This window comes from Caulobacter segnis, from assembly GCF_023935105.1.
Lineage (GTDB): Bacteria > Pseudomonadota > Alphaproteobacteria > Caulobacterales > Caulobacteraceae > Caulobacter > Caulobacter segnis_B.
Window position 1 is genome coordinate 5,544,115 of sequence record NZ_CP096040.1, and the last position, 19,217, is coordinate 5,563,331.

Consider the following 19,217-nt stretch of genomic DNA (forward strand, 5'->3'; position numbering starts at 1 on the left):
ATCCGCAAGCATGACGTTTGTGAGCCCAACAGTTTGTAATCAGAGAAATCCAGAAAGTTTGTGACATTGACATCACCAGTTTTCCGAGTCACCGTCCCTCCAACGCTGTTTAGGAGGCCGACATGGCTGATACGAAGACTGAAGACCGCGAGATCCTGTTCGCCCTGGAAGGGGAGCGTAAGCCGCTCAGCCTGGCGCTGCCGGCCGACGCGACGTTCGCCCACCTGATCGAAAAGGTGCGCGTCGAGATGGGCCGCGTCGAAATCGAAGACGTGCTCTTCGAGGACGAGGACGAGGCGATCGAGCTGCACCACGTCGTGTTCGAACGCATCGTCGTTGACGAGTTCAAACTGGTCCACCTCGCCGCGCCGGGGAAGATCGCTGTGACCGTCACGTTCAATGGCGACGCCAAGGAGCACGACTTTCAGCCCAGCGCGACGATGGACAAGATCGTCCGTTGGGCGATGAACGCTTTCCACCTCGAAGGCGACCCGTCCGACTTCCAGCTCAAGCTGGGCGAGGACCTGCTCCCGGCCGGCGAGCACCTGGGCCAGGTCGCCGAGGGCAAGAAGAAGGTTCGCCTGGCCCTGGTCATGAAGATCAAGCCGCAGGGGTAAGACCATGGACCGTTCGGAACAACTGCTGCGCGCCGACCTTCGGGGCGCGGCCTTCCGGATCGGAGCGTATCGGGGGCAGTGGGAGTTTGTCCGCCTGCTGTTCCCCTACCTCTGGGTCCGCATTCCCAAGCCGCTGTTCAAGCCGGGGCCGGACTTCTTCCTGCTTCGGATCGATTGCTCGGGCTACCCGGGGCCACTGACTGCCCAACTCTGGGACGCGGTGAAGGATCAAGCCCTTCCGGTCGAGCAGCGTCCCTACGGCGCCACTGGCGTCCTGACCGCCTTCTCGGCTTGGTCGGCATGTCTCTACCACCCCATCGATCGCCTGGCCCGAGATCACTGGCCCGGTCAATTCGACGACCAGGCCTGGCGGCCTGGCGCCGACATCGTCTCCTTCCTCGAGGTCGTCCATGCTCTCATCCGCGATCCGGCATACGTACAATCTTCTGCACCCTCCGCGTCGGCTGAACTGCCCTCGGAGCCTTTGGAGGAAGATGCTTCAGACGTTGCGTGAGCGTGGGCAGGGACGGCGCGAAAGCGGCGGCTTCCTGCTCGGGCGCAGCGTCGAGGGCCGTCGATACGTCACTGACTTCATCGCCTACGACGATATCGATCCCAACGCCCTGCAGGGCATCATCGTGTTCGACGCCTCCAAACTCGACGCTCTGTGGGCGCACCTGGAGCGCGAGGGACTGGAGGTCGTCGCCGACGTGCACACTCATCCAGGCGGCTACAGGCAGAGCGGCACCGACCAGGCCCATCCGATGATACCGCGGCGTGGTCACTTGGCGATGATCGTCCCCAACTTCGCCGACCGCGACTACCGGCCCGGCGAGATCGGTCTCTACGAATACCAGGGGCGCGACGGCTGGCGCGACCACAGCGCCCTGGGCCCCACCTTCCTGCGCCTGGAGTGGATCTCGTGAACGCTATTGTCCATGATCGCTCGGCCCAGCTTCTGATGGCCGTCGATGGTCTCGGCTACGACGAGGCGCGCTTTCGCCTCGAACGCGCCGCGCTTGTAATTGACGGCCCGCCCGACCTTGATGAGGCCCATCAGGCGCTCCTGCTCTCTGTGGTCCGCTGCGGTGTCCGCATGTTCAAGGCGGGCGTTTTCCTGGGCGAGGGTCTTTCGGGCCGGATCACCATCGGACTTGAGCGTCCCGCCCGTCTTCGCCGCGCGCTTCAGGATCTCGGCGCCCAGGTCCAGACCGCGCCGTTGGATGCAGCGCGGCTCTGGATCGGCGCGGATGATGGTCACGGCGCGCCTCAGCTTCGGGCGTGGGTCGATGGCTGGCAGGCGGTGATCAGCCCACGGCCAGCGGAGGACCCGCCCCGCACAGGCAATGTCCTGGCGGGCATGGCCGCCGGAGGCCTGGCGGTCGCCGAGCTCTTCCGCAAGACCGTCCTGGCCGACGTTCGGGCGTGCCGCCGCCCGCAGGCGCTCTCGGTGTGGGGCGCGAACGAACCCGAGATCGCCAAGATCACGCGGCTGCCGCGTCACGCGTGGCTGCTGGGACTGGGAAACCTTGGTCAGGCGACGTTGTTTGGGCTGAGTCTGCTGCCCTGGGACGATCCGGGCGAGGCCACTTTCGTACTGAACGACGCCGACGTCGTCGGCCCTGAAAATCTCTCGGTCCAGATCCTGACCACGCCGGCTTGGATCGGGCGGAAGAAGGTGCGCGCCGCCGCCGAGTGGATCGAGGCGAGGGGGTTCAAAGTCGTGCTGGACGAGCGCCGCTTCATCGCGTCGACCCAACCTGGACAGAACGATCCACGCATGGCGCTAGTGGGTGTCGACAACCTCGACGCCCGGCGCTGGGCTGCGGCCAGCGGCTTCGACTTGGTCATCGACGCCGGGTTGGGCGCCAGCGGTCCGGAAGCCTTCGATATCCGCCTGCACGCTTTCCCGGGGGCTCAAGACCCCGCGGCCGTCTGGCCCGAAATCCAAACGGCGGGTCGTAAACTCCCGTCGTCGCTGGCGGCGCTGGTCGAGCAGGGGCGGCTAGACATGTGCGGCGCCATGACGATCGCCGGTGCCAGTGTCGGCGTGCCCTGCACCGCCGTTGTCGCCGCGGCGTTGCAGCTCGGCCAGGCCTGCCGGGCGCTCGAAACCGGCAGCTGCGCCGATCGCGTCGACTTGAGCCTAGCGGACCTTCCACGGGCTTCGTGGCGACAGATGCCGGCGGCGCTCTATCGAGGCCCGGCGGTCCTGGCGTCGCGAGTGGCCTAGTGCCGGCGGCGGCCCTGGTATGGGGCGGAGGTGTCGTAGGTAATGAAGGTCTCGGTGAATGGGCGCGTGGGGATCAGCATGGGGGCGAGGCGCATCTGCGCCTCGGTGCCCGGGGCGACCTCGGGCGCCTTGTCCGCTTCGCCGTCCTTGTGGTCGGACGTGTCGGCCTGGTCGGCTTCTTCGACACAGTCCAGGTCGCGGTGGATCACCATGCGCGGCATATGCACCAACAGCAGGTCGCTGTTTGGATCGGTGCTGGACGTGGCGTTAACCACCATGTGCCCAAGAACCTGGCGGGCGTCGTCGCCCTCGACTGCGGGCGCGTCCGCCGAGATCAGTTCCGTGACCCAGATGAAGTGGGGCAGTGTGCGGGTGATCAACTCGCTCTTGACCTCCTCGTCGAGGTCGCTTTTCGCAAGATGATGCCGGTAGCGGCCCGCGCTGGTCAGATAGGTACGCCGGATCAGCTTGCCGGTTCGAACAAGTTCGAAGAACGCCTCGACGGCCGAGACATCCGGCGCCTCCTCTTTCAGACGTTCCAGCATCCCAGGGCCGGCGATGTCCACGAAGTTCTTCAGGAAGTCATCGCAGACTGTGTCGGCGCGATCGGCCCGCAGGAAGACCCGCATCGGCAGCGGCACGAACATGTGGGTCACGACGTCCTCCACCGTCAGGATTTTGTCCCCCTCCGTCAGGAGGCGTTCCTTGGGCAGCACGGCTATGTCGGATTGGCGCAGGGGCATCAACCGGTACGGTCCGCGCTGGTCGTCATGAACGATAAGCGCCCGCACGAAGGTCTCGTAGGAGTCGGAAATCTCAGCCGTCGCAGTACGGCTCTCGACGAACCCGACGGCGGTGATGGCATGGCCGGCGTCGGCGCCGATATCGGTCATGGCGACGATGACCGGCACCCCGGAGTCGAGGTAGCGAAGGATCGACGAGGCCGCCAGGCCGTTCGTCTTGACCGGTTCCTTCTTCTTTTTCGCGCCCTTGCCGTTCTGCGGCGCCTTAGCGCCTACTTTGTCGGCGATGGCGACCTGGACCGGGGCATCGGCCTGCTCGCTCTCGCCCACGAAGAAGTCGACCAGGGGCTGGTGGCCCATACCCCGCAGCGCCCTGATGATGTGGATCGGGTTCAGCCCGCTGGAGCCGGCGGGCAGCGATCGACTGAGTTCAGCGTCGGTGGGCGTGGTGGCGAGTCGGGTGATCTCGGCGATCGAATGCCATGGCGTCCTGCGGTGTCGTTCATGGACCGGCCGGTCGGCCATCCAGATCGACGCCTGGGCGCAGGCCCCAAGGCGTTCATCCTGCTGGATGAAAGGGGCGGCCCCCTTCAGCTCAAGACCTGCGCCCAGAAGGTGGGCCTTGAAGTTCGCGCGCGCAGCGCGGCGGACGATCAAGCCATCGCCCAGCACCGGGAAGGGCAGAACCGTCTTGCCGATTGGCCCTTGGGAGATCGGGCGCAAAACGACGAAGCCGATATAACCCGCCTGCGCCAGCTCGGCTTCCTGTTCGTGGAGCGGCTTGTCGAGCGCCGGCGCGACTTCCTGTTCGAACAGATGGATGCGTTTGGTGTGCCGGGGATAGGCGCGAAACGCGCCAGCGTAGAAGTTCAGGTAGTCGGACGAGTAGTCCTTGTCGATGTAGGGCTCTTCGACGACGGCGTAGGTCGCCTTCAGGTCGAGGGCGTGTTGAACAACCGCCTCAGCACTCTCCTTGGACTGGGCGCCGGAGAGCAGTTGCTTCAGAATTTGAGCGCCCGTCGGACTGAGCGCGATTCCTACGAGACGAACGTGCATCAGCGACGCTTAACAGCTTCGCCGCGAATCGCCAATCAGACGCTGTTATCGAAAAGCAAAGGTGGTTGCGGTCGTCACGACCCGGCTAGCTCGTTTCTCGGCGCGCCTGATCTGATCAAGTGCGCCCTGGGAAACAAATCCCTCGAAGCCGAGTGTGCGCAAGTCGACTGGACGACGCTTGGCCGATTTGCGTTGGGGCGTGAGTTCGCGAACCGCGTTTGTCTCAGACACGACGTACCCGCCTCCCGTGTGCAGATTGGATGAACTCATCGTTCGGCATCCCTGTCAATCTGCGCGATCACGGCGCGGTGTTTGCGCCAGCTTCGCGAGAAACTCAACTGTGCTCCCCAAGAAAGTGCTAACAGCGCGGGCGTTCGCGCCGATTTGTCTCGGTCGCGGCGCCAAGGTCACGCTTGTCAGAGATATAAACATCTTCTAGGATGTTTGTATGGCAAACAAGGTTTCAAGTGCGCCACTGTTCGGATCACCAACGTCTAACGACGTCGAAGCGATCCAACGGCACATGCGCGAGTTCTCGGCGAGAGTCGCCAGGAACGAGAAGCGTGCGCGTAAGCTGCTGGAAGATGCGGGCGCGATTGCCCCTGCTAAGGACGACGCCGTCCAAGGCGGGTGAGGCGTGCGTCGTTCCGGGGCCGGCTTCCTACTAGGCTATCACGGATGCGACGCGACGGTCGCCGAGCAACTGCTCGAGGGCGTGCCCTTCGAGATCAGCAGAAATCCATACGACTGGTTGGGCTGGGGCGCGTACTTCTGGGAAAATGACCCAGAGCGCGGCTTGGATTGGGCGCGGCTGATGCAGGCGCGCGGCGCGCCCATTACGACGCCAGCCGTCGTTGGCGCCATCATCGATCCTGGGCTCTGCCTGGACCTCACTACGCAGGCGTCCTTACAGGTCATCCGAACCGCCTATGACGTCGCCAAGCAACTGACGGAGGGCCGCGGCGAGACGTTAATCGAGAACACCGACACATTCCGTCGGGAGCGGGACTGCGCGGTTCTCAATGTCCTCTACGAGTCGCTGCCGGAGCCGAAGTTTCAGACGGCTCGTGGTATTTTCACAGAGGGCGGCCCGCTGTACGAGGGCGCGCATATGATGTCCCGGACGCACGTCCAGATCGCCGTCCGAGATCTGTCGTGCATCAAAGGTGTTTTTCGCGTCGCGCTCTGACGCTTCCGTGCGACGGAAAGCGACCCTGAACGATAGCCTGTCAGCTTCAGGAAGGTCAGGTCCTTGGACGTGTGTCGAGGTCGGCTTCTGACGCCGACCTGGCGCTGGGGGCACCCGTTTGGGATTTCTCGATCGCCGCGTGGCCCGCCATCGCCTGCACCGTACGAAGCTTGACTGCTTGACCACGCCGGCGCGCCACCGATCTAAGGGACATGGCTTCTACATCCTATACTGTCGCCGAACTTGAGCAGATCGCCGAGCGCCTGGCCCCGGATCGGCTGTTTTTGCGGACGCCTGCCGCGGCTGTTGACGCTGACATCAAGGCGGCGCTGGGCGAGGTTATCTTCCGTCACACGGCCGATCCCCGTCGGCGGATGGAAACCTCGAATACATCCTGCTCCTGATGCACCAGGCGTTGGCGCTCGACTCGTCAGCCTATTTAGCGAAGGTGTTCCTGCCTTGGGTGCAGCTTCGCAATCGCACTGCGGCGGCGCGGGCGCGGCTCGGGAATGAGTTTGAGCGCATGACTGCGTTCAACGATGACCCCGCTAAGGGTGCCGAACACGTCGCAGTCTCCATCTACCGGCCAATGGTGGCCGACATCTTCGACCCCTACCTGACGCTGCTCGTCGGCACCTACCAAGTCCTCGATGGGGCATTCGACTCCATCGAGATCAGCAACTTGGGAGCCGGCGAGCGGGGCAAAGCCGAGCAGATCGCCGCGCGCATCCGTCGCGGGGGCGGTCCAGGCGAACTCCTGCACGGGTATGATCCGTTGGTGCGCAACGCCCTCAGCCACGTCGGCTCGGACGGCTTGATCGTCGAGGCGACAGAGATCGTCTTCCGCAATATCAAACGGGGGAACCCGCCGGTCGTCGAGGCTTGCCGCTGGACGCATGACGAGCTCTATCATCGCACCATGGCGATGATGGAGCTGGTCTCGTCGATCGACGCGGCGATCGAGGTCTTCGGCGTCGACTGCGGGGACCTGCTGGCGGAGGATCCACACCTTCGCGGAACTGTGGTGGACCGGACCTTGGACCGCGAGCGCCGCGCGGCTCTTCGCGCCGAGGGCCAAGCGGTTCTGGAGGTCATCCGGGCTAACCCGGACCTTGGTTTGCAACAGAAGTTGGCGGCCCTCGGGGCCTATTACGCCCAGCAACTGGCGGTGAACCGGATGGAGCCGGCCAAGGTTGCGGTCAACGGCGATACCAAGGCTTTGGCGTGCAGGGTCACAAGCCTCCCACCGATCGACGCGGCAGATGAGGCGGCCTTCAGGGCGCGGGTTTCCGAGTTGATCCGCTACTGCGTCGAGGCGCGACGTATGTATGGCGACTTGGCCGAAACGTTTGTCGCAATAGAGGAAGCCAATGGGACGATCGTCCGGTCGGTCGTGCTTCGCGCCGCATCGCTCGACGACTACATTGGCGAGGACGCCGGACTGGTGGACCTACTGCAAGAGGCGGTGATCGCTCAAGGTGGCGACCTTTTGCGAATCCAGTTCGACGAAGCCGAGATTCGGGCTGCTGAGGATGGCCAGCTTGGACTCCGGTATCCGCGCCGGGGGCGTCCGGAAAACTAACAGATCGCTCCATTTTCGCGGGAGCCCAGGACTGTCCAGTCGGCGGCAATGCGCGTTTTCGGAGGCAAACTTCACTTTGCTCAACGGCAAGGCTTCGCCGATTGCCACTAGAACTCAGCGGCCCTGCGGCAAGGTCGGCTTCCAGGCAGGGTACCAATGTCCGTTATTGGCGCGACGTCGAACAGAGGCGCGATTATTTCTGGGAGTTAGAAGCCGCCCACCTCCGACGGCTTCCAACATTCGAGCGCCGTCAGTGGGACCCATTCAGCCTCTGGAACGTCGCCTCGTAATCGCCGGTCTCGGCGAAACGCAGCTGCTTGACCCGCTCGACGAGGATTTCGCCGCGCGGGGTGTCACCCCGTTCGATCAGGTCCAAGACCTCGGTCGTATAGTCGGCCAGCGGCATGGAGTTGGGGTTCTCCGCATGGCCCGGCATCAGGTCGGTGGCGACGGCGGGCGGCGCCAGCTCCAATACCTCCACGGCCGTGTCGCGGAGCTGATGACGGAGCGATTGGGTCCACGAATGCATGGCCGCCTTGGTGGCGTTGTAGGTCGGGGTCGCCGCCAGCGGAATGAAGGCCAGGCCTGAAGTCACGGTGATCACTGTCGCCTTCGGCTGGGCGCGCAAGTGCGGCAGCAGGGAAGCTGTCAGCCGGATCGGACCCAGGAGATTGGTCGTGATCGTCGCGTCCACCGTCGCCAGATCGAACGGTTCGGCCGTGAGATCCTCGGCCTTCATGATCCCGGCGTTGAGGATCACCGCATTCAGGCCTGGATGGTCCTTGACGATACGGGCGCCGAAGGCGGCGACGGCCGCTGGGTCCTCTACGTCAAGCGTCGCCCAGGCCATGCCGGGATTGGCGGCCGCAGTATCCCTCAGCACGCTCTCACGGCGCCCGGCTATGATGATCTGATTGCCGCGGGCATGCAGGGCCTCGGCCAGTGCGCGGCCGATGCCGGTGCCGCCGCCGGTGATCAGGATGGTGTTTCCGGTGATGTTCATGATCTTCTCCAAGGGGATGCCTAAGCGCGGGAGATCAGGTATGGGTGTCACTCTCCATTGGAAAGTAGGCACCGAAAGTCGCCATACTTACCCAGCAGAAAGAATTTGGAATGGCGGCGCCGCCACCGGCCAGAATTACAAGCCCTGAAACGGGCGAGGTCGCCGATCCTCGGGTCGAAGCCCTCGTCAACCAGGTGATCGGCCGGGTCGCGGACAAATGGACCATGCTGATCCTGGAGGTCTTGGCCGAGCATGGCGAGACCCGCTTCACCCGTCTTGGCGAACGGGTCGGAAACATCAGCCAGAAGATGTTGACCCAGACGTTGCGTCAGATGGAGCGCGATGGGCTTGTCGTCCGGACGGTCCACCCGGTGATCCCGCCCAAGGTCGAATACCGGCTGACAGATCTGGGGCTGACCCTCGCAGAGGCCTTTTGCGGCGTTTGGGTGTGGGCGGAGAAGAATATTGAACGCATTGAGGCCGCACGTGCGGCCTTCGATGCACGAAGGGCATGAGTGGCGCCGCCGGCCCTTTGGTGCCCAATCGCATGGTCTGACGAGCGGATGCTTGTTACCTCCGTCGCTTAATGTCCAGTTCTTGGAGCGACGCCAATTTCTCCTTTTGGCGCGCACCGGCCCGAGGGCGCGATTCGGCATTGGCGAGAGCCGGCATTTCTCAAAAGGAGAAGGGAAGTGGTGCCGCCTAGGTGACTCGAACACCTGACCTACGCATTACGAATGCGCCGCTCTACCGGCTGAGCTAAGGCGGCCCACGCACCCCGAAGCAGCTGCCCCGGAGCGAAGGGAGCGCCTATTTAGCGGCGCGCGAGCCACTTGCCAAGCGCCGTCTTGCACCAGAATTGCGACGGGGCGCAGGACCACCTTCCGGCGGGTCCGGAATCGGCGGTGCGTCGAAGACGCCGGGGTCGTCGGGAATGGGCATCAGGGCGCCGCCCGTCTCGGCCGCACGGATGAACGGGGTCGACTCCGCGTAGTCCGAATAGGCCTGGGGCAGTTCGGGCAGGTCGTTCATCGTCCGCTCGCGGCGCTCGTGGCGCGGATGGATGAGCTGACCGGTCTCGCCGTAGCTGCCCACCAGGCGGGCCCAATCCTCGCGCTGGTAGGCGAAGGCGCGGCCTTCCGGGTCGAGATCGGACCAGTCCGGTTCCTGCGGCGCGTCGATACCCCGGGCGATCCACGCGCGAGCCTCGTCGGCCTCGCCGTTGGCGGCGGCCACGCGGGCCATCAAGCCAGCGAAACGGGCGGTCGGAGCGTCCTGGTCCAGCAGACGGGCAGCGGCGCGGGCGGCGATGGGGTCGCCGCCGATCAGTGCGCTCTCGACCCGCAGCATGCGGCTTTCCCGCGCCTCGGGCCGCAGGGCGGCCAGGGCGGCCAGACGCTGGGCGCGAGCCTTGGGCATTTCGTTGGTCTTCAGGTCGCGATAGGCCAGCCACAGGGCCGGGTGCGGCTCGGCTTTCCAGGCGCTCTCGATCAGCTGGCCGGCCTTGGCGGCCTTGCCGTCGTCGGCCAGCAGGCGGGCGGCCATGATCACGCCGGGGGCAAAGTCAGGCTTCAGCTTCACCGACTGGGTCGCGAAATCCAGCGCCTGGGCGCGGGCCTTGGGATCGCTCGCCTCTTCCAGGCTGGCGGCCGAAGCGGCCAGCAGGGCCGCGCGGCTGCGTTCGGCCACGACCGGCGAGACGATCTTGCGCTCCAAGGCGCCCTGGACAAGATTCAGCGCCGCGGCCCAGTCGCCGACCTCAAGCCGCGCCTCCAGCAGGGCTCGCCAGGCCCAGCGGGCGGTGCGGGCCAGGCCGTAGGCGGTTTCGGCGTGGCGGACGGCCGTCAGCTTGTCGCCCTCGGCCTGGGCCGCCTGCATCAGCCCGCGCAGGCCGGCCAGGCGCATCTCCGGGAAACCCAGCATGGCGTTGTAGGCGCTCTTGGCCGCGCCGAGATCACCAGCGGCCTCGGCGGCCTGGGCGGCCAGCACCCGCACCAGACCCGGGGCGTCCTCGGCCAGCTCGGCCGACTTCTGAGCCAGGCGGCGGGCCTCGGAGCCATCCCCGGCGGCGACCGCCAGGAAGCCACGCGACAGCGCTTCGATCGCCTGTTTGCGCTTGGCCTCGGCCCGGGCGCGGGCGGCGCGGCGCGGGGCCTCGACGACCCAGATCACGCCCCGCCAGACCAGGGTGAACATCAAGGCCGAGAACAGCGTCAGCAGCGCCGCGGCGGCGGCCGTCATCTCGATCCGCCAGCCCATCCATTCCAGCGCCGCGCGACCGGGCTCACCGGTGAGCGCCAGGACGCTGACGGCGACGGCCGCGACGAGGAAGAGAGCGAAGGCGACGCGGGTCATGGCGCGACCTGAGGCGTGACCGGGGGCTCGGCCGGCCGCTCCGCGCGCGAGACCCGGGACAGGCCCGCCAGGGCGTCGGCGCGGATGGCCGCGATATGACGATCGATCTCGATGCGGCGGTTCGCGGCGTTGAACCAGGGCGCCAGGACTTCGCGCGCGGTGTCGGGCAGCAAGTCCAGCGCCAGGACAGCGCCCTCGACGTCGCCGTCGTCCAGCAGGGCCTGGGCCCGGGCCAGCATAGCGTCGGGCGTCGATCCCGTGGTCGAACCGACGTGACGGATCGAGACGATCCGGGAGAGCGCGTAGCGGATCCGCGAGAAGAGGTCGGCTTCCGGTCCCGGATCGCGGGCGGCGCTGGCCGCGCGGCCGGCCAGATTGACGAACTGCACGGCCAGGCCCGCGCGCGTCGGCGCGCCGCGTTCGGAGAGGGCCTCCAGCGCCCGCAGGTCCGGCGAAGGCGGCAGCACCCGCTGCAAGCCGGCCAGCTCCGGGGCGAACGGACGCGAGGTGTCGGCGGTCTCGGCCAGGGCAGACACGGCCAGGGCGGCGGTGGCGGCGTCCGTCACGCCTTTCTGGCTGCTTTCCAGCGCGCTGATTCGGCCGTCGAAACGCTCGACGTCGGCGGCCGGCGGGGCCTCGGCGGTCGCGCCGCTTTCGACCGGCAAGGCAGAGCCGGCGGCGACGCGATCGGCGACCGGGCGCGGGCTGGGCGTGGCCGAGACCGCGCCAGCGGCGGGACGGGCCTTGGGCGCGAACAGGGTCGGGCCGTAGTGGGCGACGGCGGCGCCCAGGCCGATGCACAGCACGCAGAGCAACAGCCAGATCCAGACGCCCGGTCCCATCACCCGTCGGCGAGCGTAGAGCGCCGGATCGCTGGGCGCGACGATTTCAGCGGGATCGGGAGCGGCGTTCATGGTCCATTCGTGCCCCACCCCGCCGCATCGCGCAACGTCGCGCCTAAGCTTTGAGCAGGTCCAGCAGCGCGGATTCGTCCGGACGCGGCGCGAAGGTCACAGACCCGGGTTCGATGACTCCGGTCAGCGGCGCGGCGACGGCCTCGGACAGGCATACGGCGCGCAGACCGTGCGCGTTCCTGCCGCTCAGCAGCCGCGCCAAGATCCGAGCCGCGCGCGGAGAATGGAGAAGCACCGTGAACGGCGCATCCAGGCGCGCCAGTAGGTCGGCCGACGGGACGCGCTCGACCGTCTCGTAGACCGTGGCGCCTTTCGCCATCACGCCGCACCCGCGCAGCAGGCCGACGAGGTCGCCGGCGGGCTCCCTGGCCCCGGCCCACAGCACCGGTCCCGCCGCGCCGGCGGCGATCAGAGCGCAAAGATCCTCGACGTCGCCGTCGGCGCTGGAGACGCCGACAAAGCCTACGTCCTGGGCCGCCTTGGCCGTCGCCCGGCCCACGGCGAAGACCGGCAGCCCGCGCGCGTCCGACAGGCGCGCGAAACCCTCGACGCCGTTGGCGCTGGTGAAGGCCAGGGCCGCGACGTGGGAGAGATCAAGCTCGGCGTTCAGGAATTCCACCGCCAGCAGCGGCTCGACGATCGGCATGAAACCCAGGGCCGCGACGCGCTCGGCCGTGGCCAGGGCGCCGGGGCGGGCGCGGGTGATCCAGACCGGCGCGCCCTCTTCCATGGTTCTATTCCGGCAGCAGGATGGCGTCGCCGCCCTCGACGCGGACCTCGGCGCCGAGCGTCAGGCCCAAGGCCCGCGCCTCGCCGACGTCGTCGGCGCCGGTCAGCATCAACTCGCCCTGGCGGCGGAAGCGTTGCGCGCCGTTCGGCGTCAGGGCCTCGACGATCAGGGACAGGCGCGAACCAGCCAGCACCGCGCGGGCGCCGATAGCCGTGCGGCAAGAGCCTTCCAGGGCGAACAGGGCCCCGCGCTCGGCGGCCACGGCGATCGCGGTGTCGCGACAGCGGACCGCGTCCAGCCACGCGGCGTTCACGTCCTCGGCCCGGGTCTCGATGACCAGGGCGCCCTGGCCCGGCGCGGGCGGCGCGGCGTCGGGATCCAGCCAACTCTTGGTCAAATGACCCAGACCCAAGCGGTTCAGACCCGACTGGGCCAGCAGGATGGCGTCGGCCTCGCCGCGCTCCAGCTTGGCCAGGCGAGTGTCGACATTGCCGCGCAGCATGACGATCTCGAGGTCGGGCCGCACGTGCAGGGCCTGGGCCTGGCGACGCAGGGACGCGGTGCCCAGGCGCGCGCCCTTGGGCAGGTCTTCCAGCCGCTCGCAGACGTGGCTGATGAACGCGTCGCGCGGATCTTCCCGTTCAGGCGTGGCGGCCAGGACGAGACCCGGCGGCAGCTCGGCGGGCATGTCCTTGAGCGAATGGACGGCGCAGTCGATGCGGCCATCCAGCAGGGCTTCCTCGATCTCCTTGGTGAAGAGGCCCTTGCCGCCGATCTCCATCAGCCGGCGGTCCTGGATGCGGTCGCCGCTGGTGACGATCGGGATCAGGGGCGCGGCGGCCTCGATCTCGTCCTTCGAAGCGCCCGCCGGGACGCCGAGCGCATGCGCGATACGGGCCTGCATGAGGCCTGATTGCGCCAGGGAGAGCTTGGAGCCGCGCGCGCCAATGCGGATGGGAGGTTGCCGGGACACGGTCGGAACGTTACCTGCGGTGATGAAATTCCGTCTTCGCTGCTACAGGAGCAGTGGGAAGCCCGCAACCTGATGACGCCCCCTACGCAATCCGCCCTAGTCATTCTCGGCCTCGAGACCAGCTGCGACGAGACCGCGGCGTCGGTCGTGCGCCGCGAGCAGGACGGAACGGTCACGGTGTTGTCCTCGGTGATCGGCACCCAGTTCGAACAGCATGCGCCATTCGGCGGCGTGGTGCCCGAGATCGCCGCCCGCGCCCACGTCGAATCCATCGACGCCATCGCCGCCGAGGCCATTCGCGCCTCGGGCGTCGGCTTCGACGGCCTGGACGGCGTGGCCGCCACGGCCGGTCCTGGCCTGGTCGGTGGCGTGATGGTCGGCCTGGCGTTCGGCAAGGCCGTGTCGCTGGCGCGCGGCGTGCCGCTGGTGGCCGTGAACCACCTGGAGGGCCACGCCGTCTCGGCCCGCCTGGGCGCCGACATCGCCTATCCCTTCCTGCTGCTGCTCGTCTCCGGCGGCCATTGCCAGTTGCTGGAAGTCGCCGGCGTCGGGGCCTGCACGCGCCTGGGCACCACGATCGACGACGCGGCCGGCGAAGCCTTCGACAAGATCGCAAAGTCCCTGGGCCTGCCCTATCCCGGCGGCCCGGCCCTGGAGAAGCTGGCGGTCGGCGGCGACGCGACGCGCTACAGCCTTCCCCGCGCCCTGCTGGGCCGCAAGGACTGCGACTTCTCGTTCTCGGGCCTGAAGACCGCCGCCGCACGGATCGCCGAAACCCTGACCACCGACGACGAGCGCCGCGACCTGGCCGCCGCCGTCCAGGGCGCCATCGCCCGCCAACTGTCCGAGCGCGTCGACCGGGCGATGAAGCTCTACAAGGAAAGCCACGGCCCCGACGACTTGCGCTTCGTCGTCGCCGGCGGCGTGGCGGCCAACGGCGCGGTGCGCGCGGCCCTGCTGGCCGACTGCGAGAAGAATGGCTTCAGCTTCGCCGCCCCGCCGCTGGCCTATTGCACCGACAACGCCGCCATGATCGCCCTAGCCGGGGCCGAGCGGCTGGCCCTGGGGATCTCCGACGACCTCGACGCCGTCGCCCGTCCGCGCTGGCCGCTGGACGAGGCCGCGGCGCTGGCCAACCCCGCCAACGCATACGGCCGCAAGGGAGCCAAGGCATGAGCTTCAAGCATGTGGGCGTCATCGGCGCCGGGGCCTGGGGCACGGCCCTGGCCCAGGTCTGCGCCCGGGCCGGCCTCCGGGTCACGCTCCAGGCCCGCGAGCCAGATGTCGTGGCCTCGGTCAACGCGGCCCATCAGAACACCGTGTTCCTGCCCGGGATCGCGCTGGAGCCCAGCATCAAGGCCGTTTCGGATCTGGCCGATCTCGCCGACTGCGACCTGATCCTGGCCGTGGCGCCGGCTCAACATCTGCGCGCGGCGCTGACCGCCTTCGCCCCGCATCACAAGGCCGGCGCGCCGATCGTGCTGTGCTCCAAGGGCGTCGAACAGGGCTCGCTGAAACTGATGACCGAGGTGGCCGCCGAAGCCCTGCCGGGCGCGACCATCGCGGTGCTTTCGGGACCCAGCTTCGCCGGGGAAGTCGCGCGAAGTCTGCCCGCCGCCGTCACCCTGGCCTGCGCGGACGACGCCCTGGGTCGCGCCATCGCCGAAGCCATCGCCATCCCCACCTTCCGGCCTTACACGGCCAACGACCTGATCGGGGCCGAGGCCGGCGGGGCGGTGAAGAACGTCCTGGCCATCGCCTGCGGCATCGTCGAGGGCAAGGGCTTGGGCCGCAACGCCCACGCCACGGTGATCACTCGCGGCTTCGCCGAACTGACCCGCCTGGCCGTCGCTCTCGGCGCCAAACCCGAAACCCTGGTCGGTCTCTGCGGCCTGGGCGACCTCGTCCTGACCTGCTCCAGCCCACAGTCGCGCAACATGAGCGTCGGCCTGGCCCTGGGCCAGGGCCTGACCCTGGAACAAGCCCTGGCCGGCAAGGTGTCTGTGGCCGAGGGCGTCGCTTCGGCGCCCGCCGTCCGCGCCCTGGCTCGCAAGGTGGGCGTCGAGGCGCCGATCTGCGAGGCCGTCGCCGCCATCCTGGCCGGCGAGGTCGAGGTCGACGCCGCCATCGCCGGGCTGCTGTCGCGCCCCCTGAAATCAGAAGCCTAAGGTAAGGACCCCCGCATGGCCCTCTTCGTCATCGTCTGCAAGGACAAGCCCGGCGCGCTCGAGACCCGCCTGGCCACGCGCCCGGTCCACCTCGATTACCTAAACGCTTCGGGCCTGGTAAAGGCCGCGGGTCCCCTGCTGGACGACGCCGGAAATCCGATCGGCTCGCTGCTGATCATCGAGGCCGAGGACAAGGCCGCCGTCCGGGCCCTCGCCGACAACGACCCCTACACCCTGGCCGGCCTGTTCGAGAGCGTCGAGATCCAGGGCTGGCGCGTCGGCGTCGGCTCGATCAACGGCTGACTTGGGCGCCATCGTGCGCACGGATCCCGACAATCCCGCCCGCCCCGCGCCGGGGACGGTGCTCTGCGCGCTGGACGAGGTGCCCTCGCCCGGCTCGAAGGGTTTCCGCTGGCGCGAGGGCGATGCGATGTTCGCCGGGTTCGTGGTCCGCAAGGACGACCTGGTGGTCGGCTATCTGGACAGCTGCCCGCACGCCGGCTGGCCGCTGGCCGGGTTCGCCGGCCGCTACCTGACCCGCGAGAACGACCTGATCCTGTGCGCCGGCCACGCGGCCCTGTTCAAGATCGAGGACGGGGCCTGCGTCGCCGGCCCCTGCCCCGGCGACAAGCTTTTCGCCTGGCCGGTCGCGGTTCGTGACGGCCAGATCGTCGTCGCCTAGAAGCGCCGACATAGGGCGCGACGTTATGTCGCCTGCCCGACCCGGTCACGGTTAAGGGCCGTTAGACACCTGATCCAGCATCCTTCTCCCGAGATTTGCGGCGCGCCGCGCGGGGGGAGACATCGACATGGCGTCCTTGGGTCAGAAAGTCATGGGAGCGGCCGCTGGCGCGGCTCTGCTGTGCGCGGCCACGGCTGGCACGGGCCTGTGGGTGGCGGTCAGCCTGGACAACGCCCTGACCCGCGCCGAGGCCTCGGCCAAGATCCTTCGCCTGCACATGCACGCCGACATGATGCACGACGCCCTGCGCGCCGACGTGATGGGCGCGATCATGTCCGCCGACCCCGCTCTCGGCGTCGATCTGAAGGCGGTGCGCGCCGACCTCACCGAACACACCCAGGCCTTCAAGGCCGACATCGCCGCCAGCGGCAAGCTGGCCGAGGATCCCTCGGTCAAGTCCGCCCTCGCCGAGGTCGAAACGCCGCTGGCCAACTATATCTCGGCCGCCGGCCAGATCGGCGCGGTCGCCGACACCGACGCGGCCGGGGCGCGCGGCAAGCTGCCGGACTTCGCCAAGCAGTTCTCGGCCCTCGAGGACAAGATGGAAGGGGCCTCGGTCAAGATCGAGGCCGCCGCCACCCGTGACGCCAACGCCGCCAAGTCGCTGGGCTTCCTGGGCCAGGTGGTGATGGGCGCCCTGCTGCTGACCGCCGCCGCCTTCGCCGCCGTCCTGATGTTCGCCGCCCAGAAGGGTCTGGTCTCGCCGCTGGTCGAGATCACCCGCGCCCTGCGCCGCCTGTCGGCCGGCGACCTCTCGGTCGTGCTGCCCAAGAAGCGTGGCGAGGACGAGATCGGCCAGATGACCGACGCCCTGCGCACCTTCCACGAGACCGTCGAGGCGCGCCGCAAGGAGCTGGAGGCCGCCGACGTCCGCGACACGCTGGAAATCGAACGCCGCCAGGCCGAGACCCGCCGCGACGAGGCCGAAGCCACCCAGAAGGCGGTCGTCGACAGCCTGGCCCAGGCTCTGAAATCCATGTCCGAAGGCGACCTCTCCCACCGCCTGGAACACCCGTTCCCGGCGGGCTACGAGAAGCTGCGCGTCGACTTCAACGTCGCGGTCGAGAAGCTGTCGGGCGTCATCGCCGCCTCGCTGGACGCCGTGAAGGCGATCCACGGCGGCACGGCCGAGATCACCGACGCCGCCGACGATCTGTCCAGCCGCACCGAACGCCAGGCCGCCAGCCTGGAAGAGGCCGTGGCCGCCCTCGACGAGATCACCAGCACCGTGCGCGTCACCGCCGAGGGCGCCAGCCGGGCCCGCAAGGTCGTCGAGCGCGCTCGCGGCGCCGCCAACGCCTCGGGCTCGATCGTCAGCCAGGCCGTCGAGGCCATGGGCGCCATCGAGAAGTCCTCGGCCCAGATCGGCCAGATCATCGGCGTGATCGACGAGATCGCCTTCCAGACCAACCTGCTGGCCCTGAACGCCGGGGTCGAAGCGGCCCGGGCCGGCGAGGCCGGTCGCGGCTTCGCCGTCGTCGCCCAGGAAGTCCGGGCCCTGGCCCAGCGCTCGGCCGACGCCGCCCGCGAGATCAAGTCGCTGATCAGCGCCAGCACCGCCGAGGTCGGACAGGGCGTCGAATATGTCGGCAAGGCCGGCGAGGCCCTGCGCGCCATCGCCAGCGAGGTCGACCAGATCGACGGCCTGGTCGGTGAAATGGCCGCCTCGACCCAGGAACAGGCGCGTGGCCTGGCCGAGGTCAACACGACCATGAATCAGATGGATCAGGTCACGCAGCGCAACGCCGCCATGGTCGAGGAGACCACCGCCGCCAGCCACGCCCTGGCCCAGGAGGCCACGCGCCTGGCTCAGCGGATGGGCGAACTGCGGATCGCGGGCGAGACGCGGCGGAAGGCGGCCTAGACGCGATCCCCTAGGCCTTCCAGTCCCCCGACTTGCCGCCCGTCTTTTCCAGAAGCCGCACGGTCTCGATGACCATGCCCTTCTCGGCCGCCTTGAGCATGTCGTAGATCGTCAGGCAGGCCACCGAGGCGGCGGTCAGCGCCTCCATCTCGACGCCCGTGGGGCCCGTGGTCTTGACACGCGCCGTCACCGCCAGGCCGCCCTCGGCCGGCTCGACCTCGACGACCACCTTGGACAGGGCCAGCGGGTGGCACAGGGGGATCAGGTCCGAGGTCTTCTTCGCGGCCATGACACCGGCCAGCTCGGCCACGGCGCGGACGTCGCCCTTGCGGCCCGAACCCGACACCGCCAGGGCCAGGGTCTCGACGCTCATCCGCACGAAACCCGTCGCCGTCGCCTCGCGCGCCGTCGCCGGCTTGTCCGAGACGTCGACCATGCGGGCCCGGCCCTGGTCGTCGATATGGGTCAGCTTGCTCACCGTTCGAGAAGCCTCACTTTTCCAACAGTCGGGGCATCAGCTCGACCATGTTGCAGGGCTTGTGCCGGCTGTCGAGCTGGGCGGCGATGACCTTGTCCCAGCCGTCCTTCACCGCGCCGTTGCTGCCCGGCAGACAGAAGACGAAGACGCCGTCGATGATGCCGGCCGTGGCGCGCGACTGCAGGGTCGAGAGGCCGACCGTGGCGTAGGACACCAGGTGGAAGATCACCGAGAAGCCGTCGATCTTCTTGTCGAACAGCGGCTCCAGCGCCTGGACCGTGACATCCCGGCCGGTCAGACCGGTGCCGCCGGTGGTAACGATGGCGTCCACCGTCTTGCCGTCGATCCACTCGCGGACCTGGGCGCGGATCAGCTCGACATCGTCGCGAATGACGGCGCGGCCGGCGAAGTCGTGACCGGCGTCGCGGACCCGGTCGATCAGTAGCTGGCCCGAGGTGTCGGTGCTTTCATCGCGGGTGTCGGAGACGGTCAGGACCGCGATCCGCACCGGCTTGAACGGCAGCTCCGGCTTGATCCCGCCGCCTGGCTTCAGGCCTTCCGACATCGCGT

At 68.0% G+C, this 19,217-nt stretch carries 20 protein-coding genes and 1 tRNA gene; 12 read left to right on the forward strand and 9 right to left on the reverse strand.

Annotated elements, in window-relative coordinates; genetic code table 11:
* Positions 1–122: 122 nt before the first annotated feature.
* Genes MZV50_RS25730 through MZV50_RS25745 form a run of 4 tightly spaced genes read left to right on the forward strand, consistent with a single transcriptional unit; the run spans position 123 to position 2,850 of the window.
* Complete coding sequence (locus MZV50_RS25730) at positions 123–617, forward strand: hypothetical protein (protein ID WP_252632187.1); 495 nt, start codon at positions 123–125, stop codon at positions 615–617.
* Positions 618–621: 4 nt separating this feature from the next.
* Positions 622–1,131 (forward strand): DUF7665 family protein, encoded by a 510-nt coding sequence (locus MZV50_RS25735; protein ID WP_252632188.1) that lies wholly within the window; start codon positions 622–624, stop codon positions 1,129–1,131.
* Positions 1,112–1,543 carry a Mov34/MPN/PAD-1 family protein gene (locus MZV50_RS25740; protein WP_252632189.1) on the forward strand — a complete coding sequence of 144 codons (432 nt, stop codon included), beginning with the start codon at positions 1,112–1,114 and terminating at the stop codon, positions 1,541–1,543. Before MZV50_RS25735 ends, MZV50_RS25740 begins: the two co-directional genes overlap by 20 nt.
* Entirely contained in the window at positions 1,540–2,850 is a 1,311-nt protein-coding gene (locus MZV50_RS25745) for a ThiF family adenylyltransferase (RefSeq protein WP_252632190.1), read from the forward strand. Before MZV50_RS25740 ends, MZV50_RS25745 begins: the two co-directional genes overlap by 4 nt.
* On the opposite strand, the gene MZV50_RS25750 is transcribed toward MZV50_RS25745, so the two are convergent.
* Positions 2,847–4,649 (reverse strand): hypothetical protein, encoded by a 1,803-nt coding sequence (locus MZV50_RS25750; RefSeq protein ID WP_252632191.1) that lies wholly within the window; start codon positions 4,647–4,649, stop codon positions 2,847–2,849. The genes MZV50_RS25745 and MZV50_RS25750 overlap by 4 nt on opposite strands.
* Before the next feature lie 637 nt (positions 4,650–5,286).
* Here MZV50_RS25750 and MZV50_RS25755 point away from each other — a divergent pair.
* Both MZV50_RS25755 and MZV50_RS25760 read left to right on the forward strand, forming a co-directional pair.
* The gene (locus MZV50_RS25755) at positions 5,287–5,838 is read left to right on the forward strand and encodes a hypothetical protein (RefSeq protein ID WP_252632192.1); all 552 of its coding nucleotides are present in this window, start codon (positions 5,287–5,289) and stop codon (positions 5,836–5,838) included.
* Positions 5,839–6,241: 403 nt separating this feature from the next.
* Positions 6,242–7,420: a hypothetical protein gene (locus MZV50_RS25760; RefSeq protein ID WP_252632193.1), complete on the forward strand. Its 1,179-nt coding sequence runs from the start codon at positions 6,242–6,244 to the stop codon at positions 7,418–7,420.
* Between the two features lie 250 nt (positions 7,421–7,670).
* Here MZV50_RS25760 and MZV50_RS25765 read toward each other — a convergent pair whose 3' ends face one another.
* Positions 7,671–8,435: an SDR family oxidoreductase gene (locus tag MZV50_RS25765; protein WP_252632194.1), complete on the reverse strand. Its 765-nt coding sequence runs from the start codon at positions 8,433–8,435 to the stop codon at positions 7,671–7,673.
* Between the two features lie 98 nt (positions 8,436–8,533).
* On the opposite strand from MZV50_RS25765, the gene MZV50_RS25770 reads away from it, so the two are divergent.
* Complete coding sequence (locus MZV50_RS25770) at positions 8,534–8,938, forward strand: winged helix-turn-helix transcriptional regulator (RefSeq protein ID WP_252632195.1); 405 nt, start codon at positions 8,534–8,536, stop codon at positions 8,936–8,938.
* A gap of 178 nt (positions 8,939–9,116) precedes the next feature.
* Here MZV50_RS25770 and MZV50_RS25775 read toward each other — a convergent pair.
* The 5 genes from MZV50_RS25775 to hemC all read right to left on the reverse strand — a co-directional run bounded on the left by MZV50_RS25775 (position 9,117) and on the right by hemC (position 13,395).
* Positions 9,117–9,192: transfer RNA gene (locus tag MZV50_RS25775), tRNA-Thr, on the reverse strand.
* 41 nt (positions 9,193–9,233) lie between these two features.
* Positions 9,234–10,778, reverse strand: coding sequence for a heme biosynthesis protein HemY (locus MZV50_RS25780; protein WP_252632196.1), 1,545 nt, complete (start codon positions 10,776–10,778; stop codon positions 9,234–9,236).
* Entirely contained in the window at positions 10,775–11,692 is a 918-nt protein-coding gene (locus MZV50_RS25785) for a COG4223 family protein (protein ID WP_252632197.1), read from the reverse strand. The genes MZV50_RS25780 and MZV50_RS25785 overlap by 4 nt, the downstream gene beginning before the upstream one ends.
* Before the next feature lie 43 nt (positions 11,693–11,735).
* Entirely contained in the window at positions 11,736–12,422 is a 687-nt protein-coding gene (locus MZV50_RS25790) for a uroporphyrinogen-III synthase (protein ID WP_252632198.1), read from the reverse strand.
* A 4-nt stretch (positions 12,423–12,426) separates the two neighbouring features.
* Positions 12,427–13,395: a hydroxymethylbilane synthase gene (hemC, locus tag MZV50_RS25795; protein ID WP_252632199.1), complete on the reverse strand. Its 969-nt coding sequence runs from the start codon at positions 13,393–13,395 to the stop codon at positions 12,427–12,429.
* A 72-nt stretch (positions 13,396–13,467) separates the two neighbouring features.
* Between hemC and tsaD the strand changes: the two genes are divergently transcribed.
* From tsaD to MZV50_RS25820, 5 genes are all read left to right on the forward strand, one after another.
* Positions 13,468–14,571 (forward strand): tRNA (adenosine(37)-N6)-threonylcarbamoyltransferase complex transferase subunit TsaD, encoded by a 1,104-nt coding sequence (tsaD, locus tag MZV50_RS25800; protein WP_252632201.1) that lies wholly within the window; start codon positions 13,468–13,470, stop codon positions 14,569–14,571.
* Complete coding sequence (locus MZV50_RS25805; RefSeq protein ID WP_252632202.1) at positions 14,568–15,563, forward strand: NAD(P)H-dependent glycerol-3-phosphate dehydrogenase; 996 nt, start codon at positions 14,568–14,570, stop codon at positions 15,561–15,563. Before tsaD ends, MZV50_RS25805 begins: the two co-directional genes overlap by 4 nt.
* A 15-nt stretch (positions 15,564–15,578) precedes the next feature.
* On the forward strand, positions 15,579–15,866 hold the full coding sequence (locus MZV50_RS25810) for a YciI family protein (RefSeq protein WP_252632203.1): 288 nt from the start codon (positions 15,579–15,581) through the stop codon (positions 15,864–15,866).
* Between the two features lie 13 nt (positions 15,867–15,879).
* Positions 15,880–16,245, forward strand: coding sequence for a Rieske (2Fe-2S) protein (locus tag MZV50_RS25815; RefSeq protein ID WP_252632204.1), 366 nt, complete (start codon positions 15,880–15,882; stop codon positions 16,243–16,245).
* A gap of 127 nt (positions 16,246–16,372) precedes the next feature.
* Positions 16,373–18,169 (forward strand): methyl-accepting chemotaxis protein, encoded by a 1,797-nt coding sequence (locus MZV50_RS25820; protein ID WP_252632205.1) that lies wholly within the window; start codon positions 16,373–16,375, stop codon positions 18,167–18,169.
* A 10-nt stretch (positions 18,170–18,179) separates the two neighbouring features.
* Here the strand turns inward: MZV50_RS25820 and moaC are convergent, their stop codons facing one another.
* Both moaC and moaB read right to left on the reverse strand, forming a co-directional pair.
* Positions 18,180–18,647, reverse strand: a complete 468-nt coding sequence (gene moaC / locus MZV50_RS25825; protein ID WP_252632206.1) for a cyclic pyranopterin monophosphate synthase MoaC — start codon at positions 18,645–18,647, stop codon at positions 18,180–18,182.
* 13 nt (positions 18,648–18,660) lie between these two features.
* Positions 18,661–19,212, reverse strand: a complete 552-nt coding sequence (gene moaB / locus MZV50_RS25830; RefSeq protein WP_252632207.1) for a molybdenum cofactor biosynthesis protein B — start codon at positions 19,210–19,212, stop codon at positions 18,661–18,663.
* Positions 19,213–19,217: the final 5 nt, after the last annotated feature.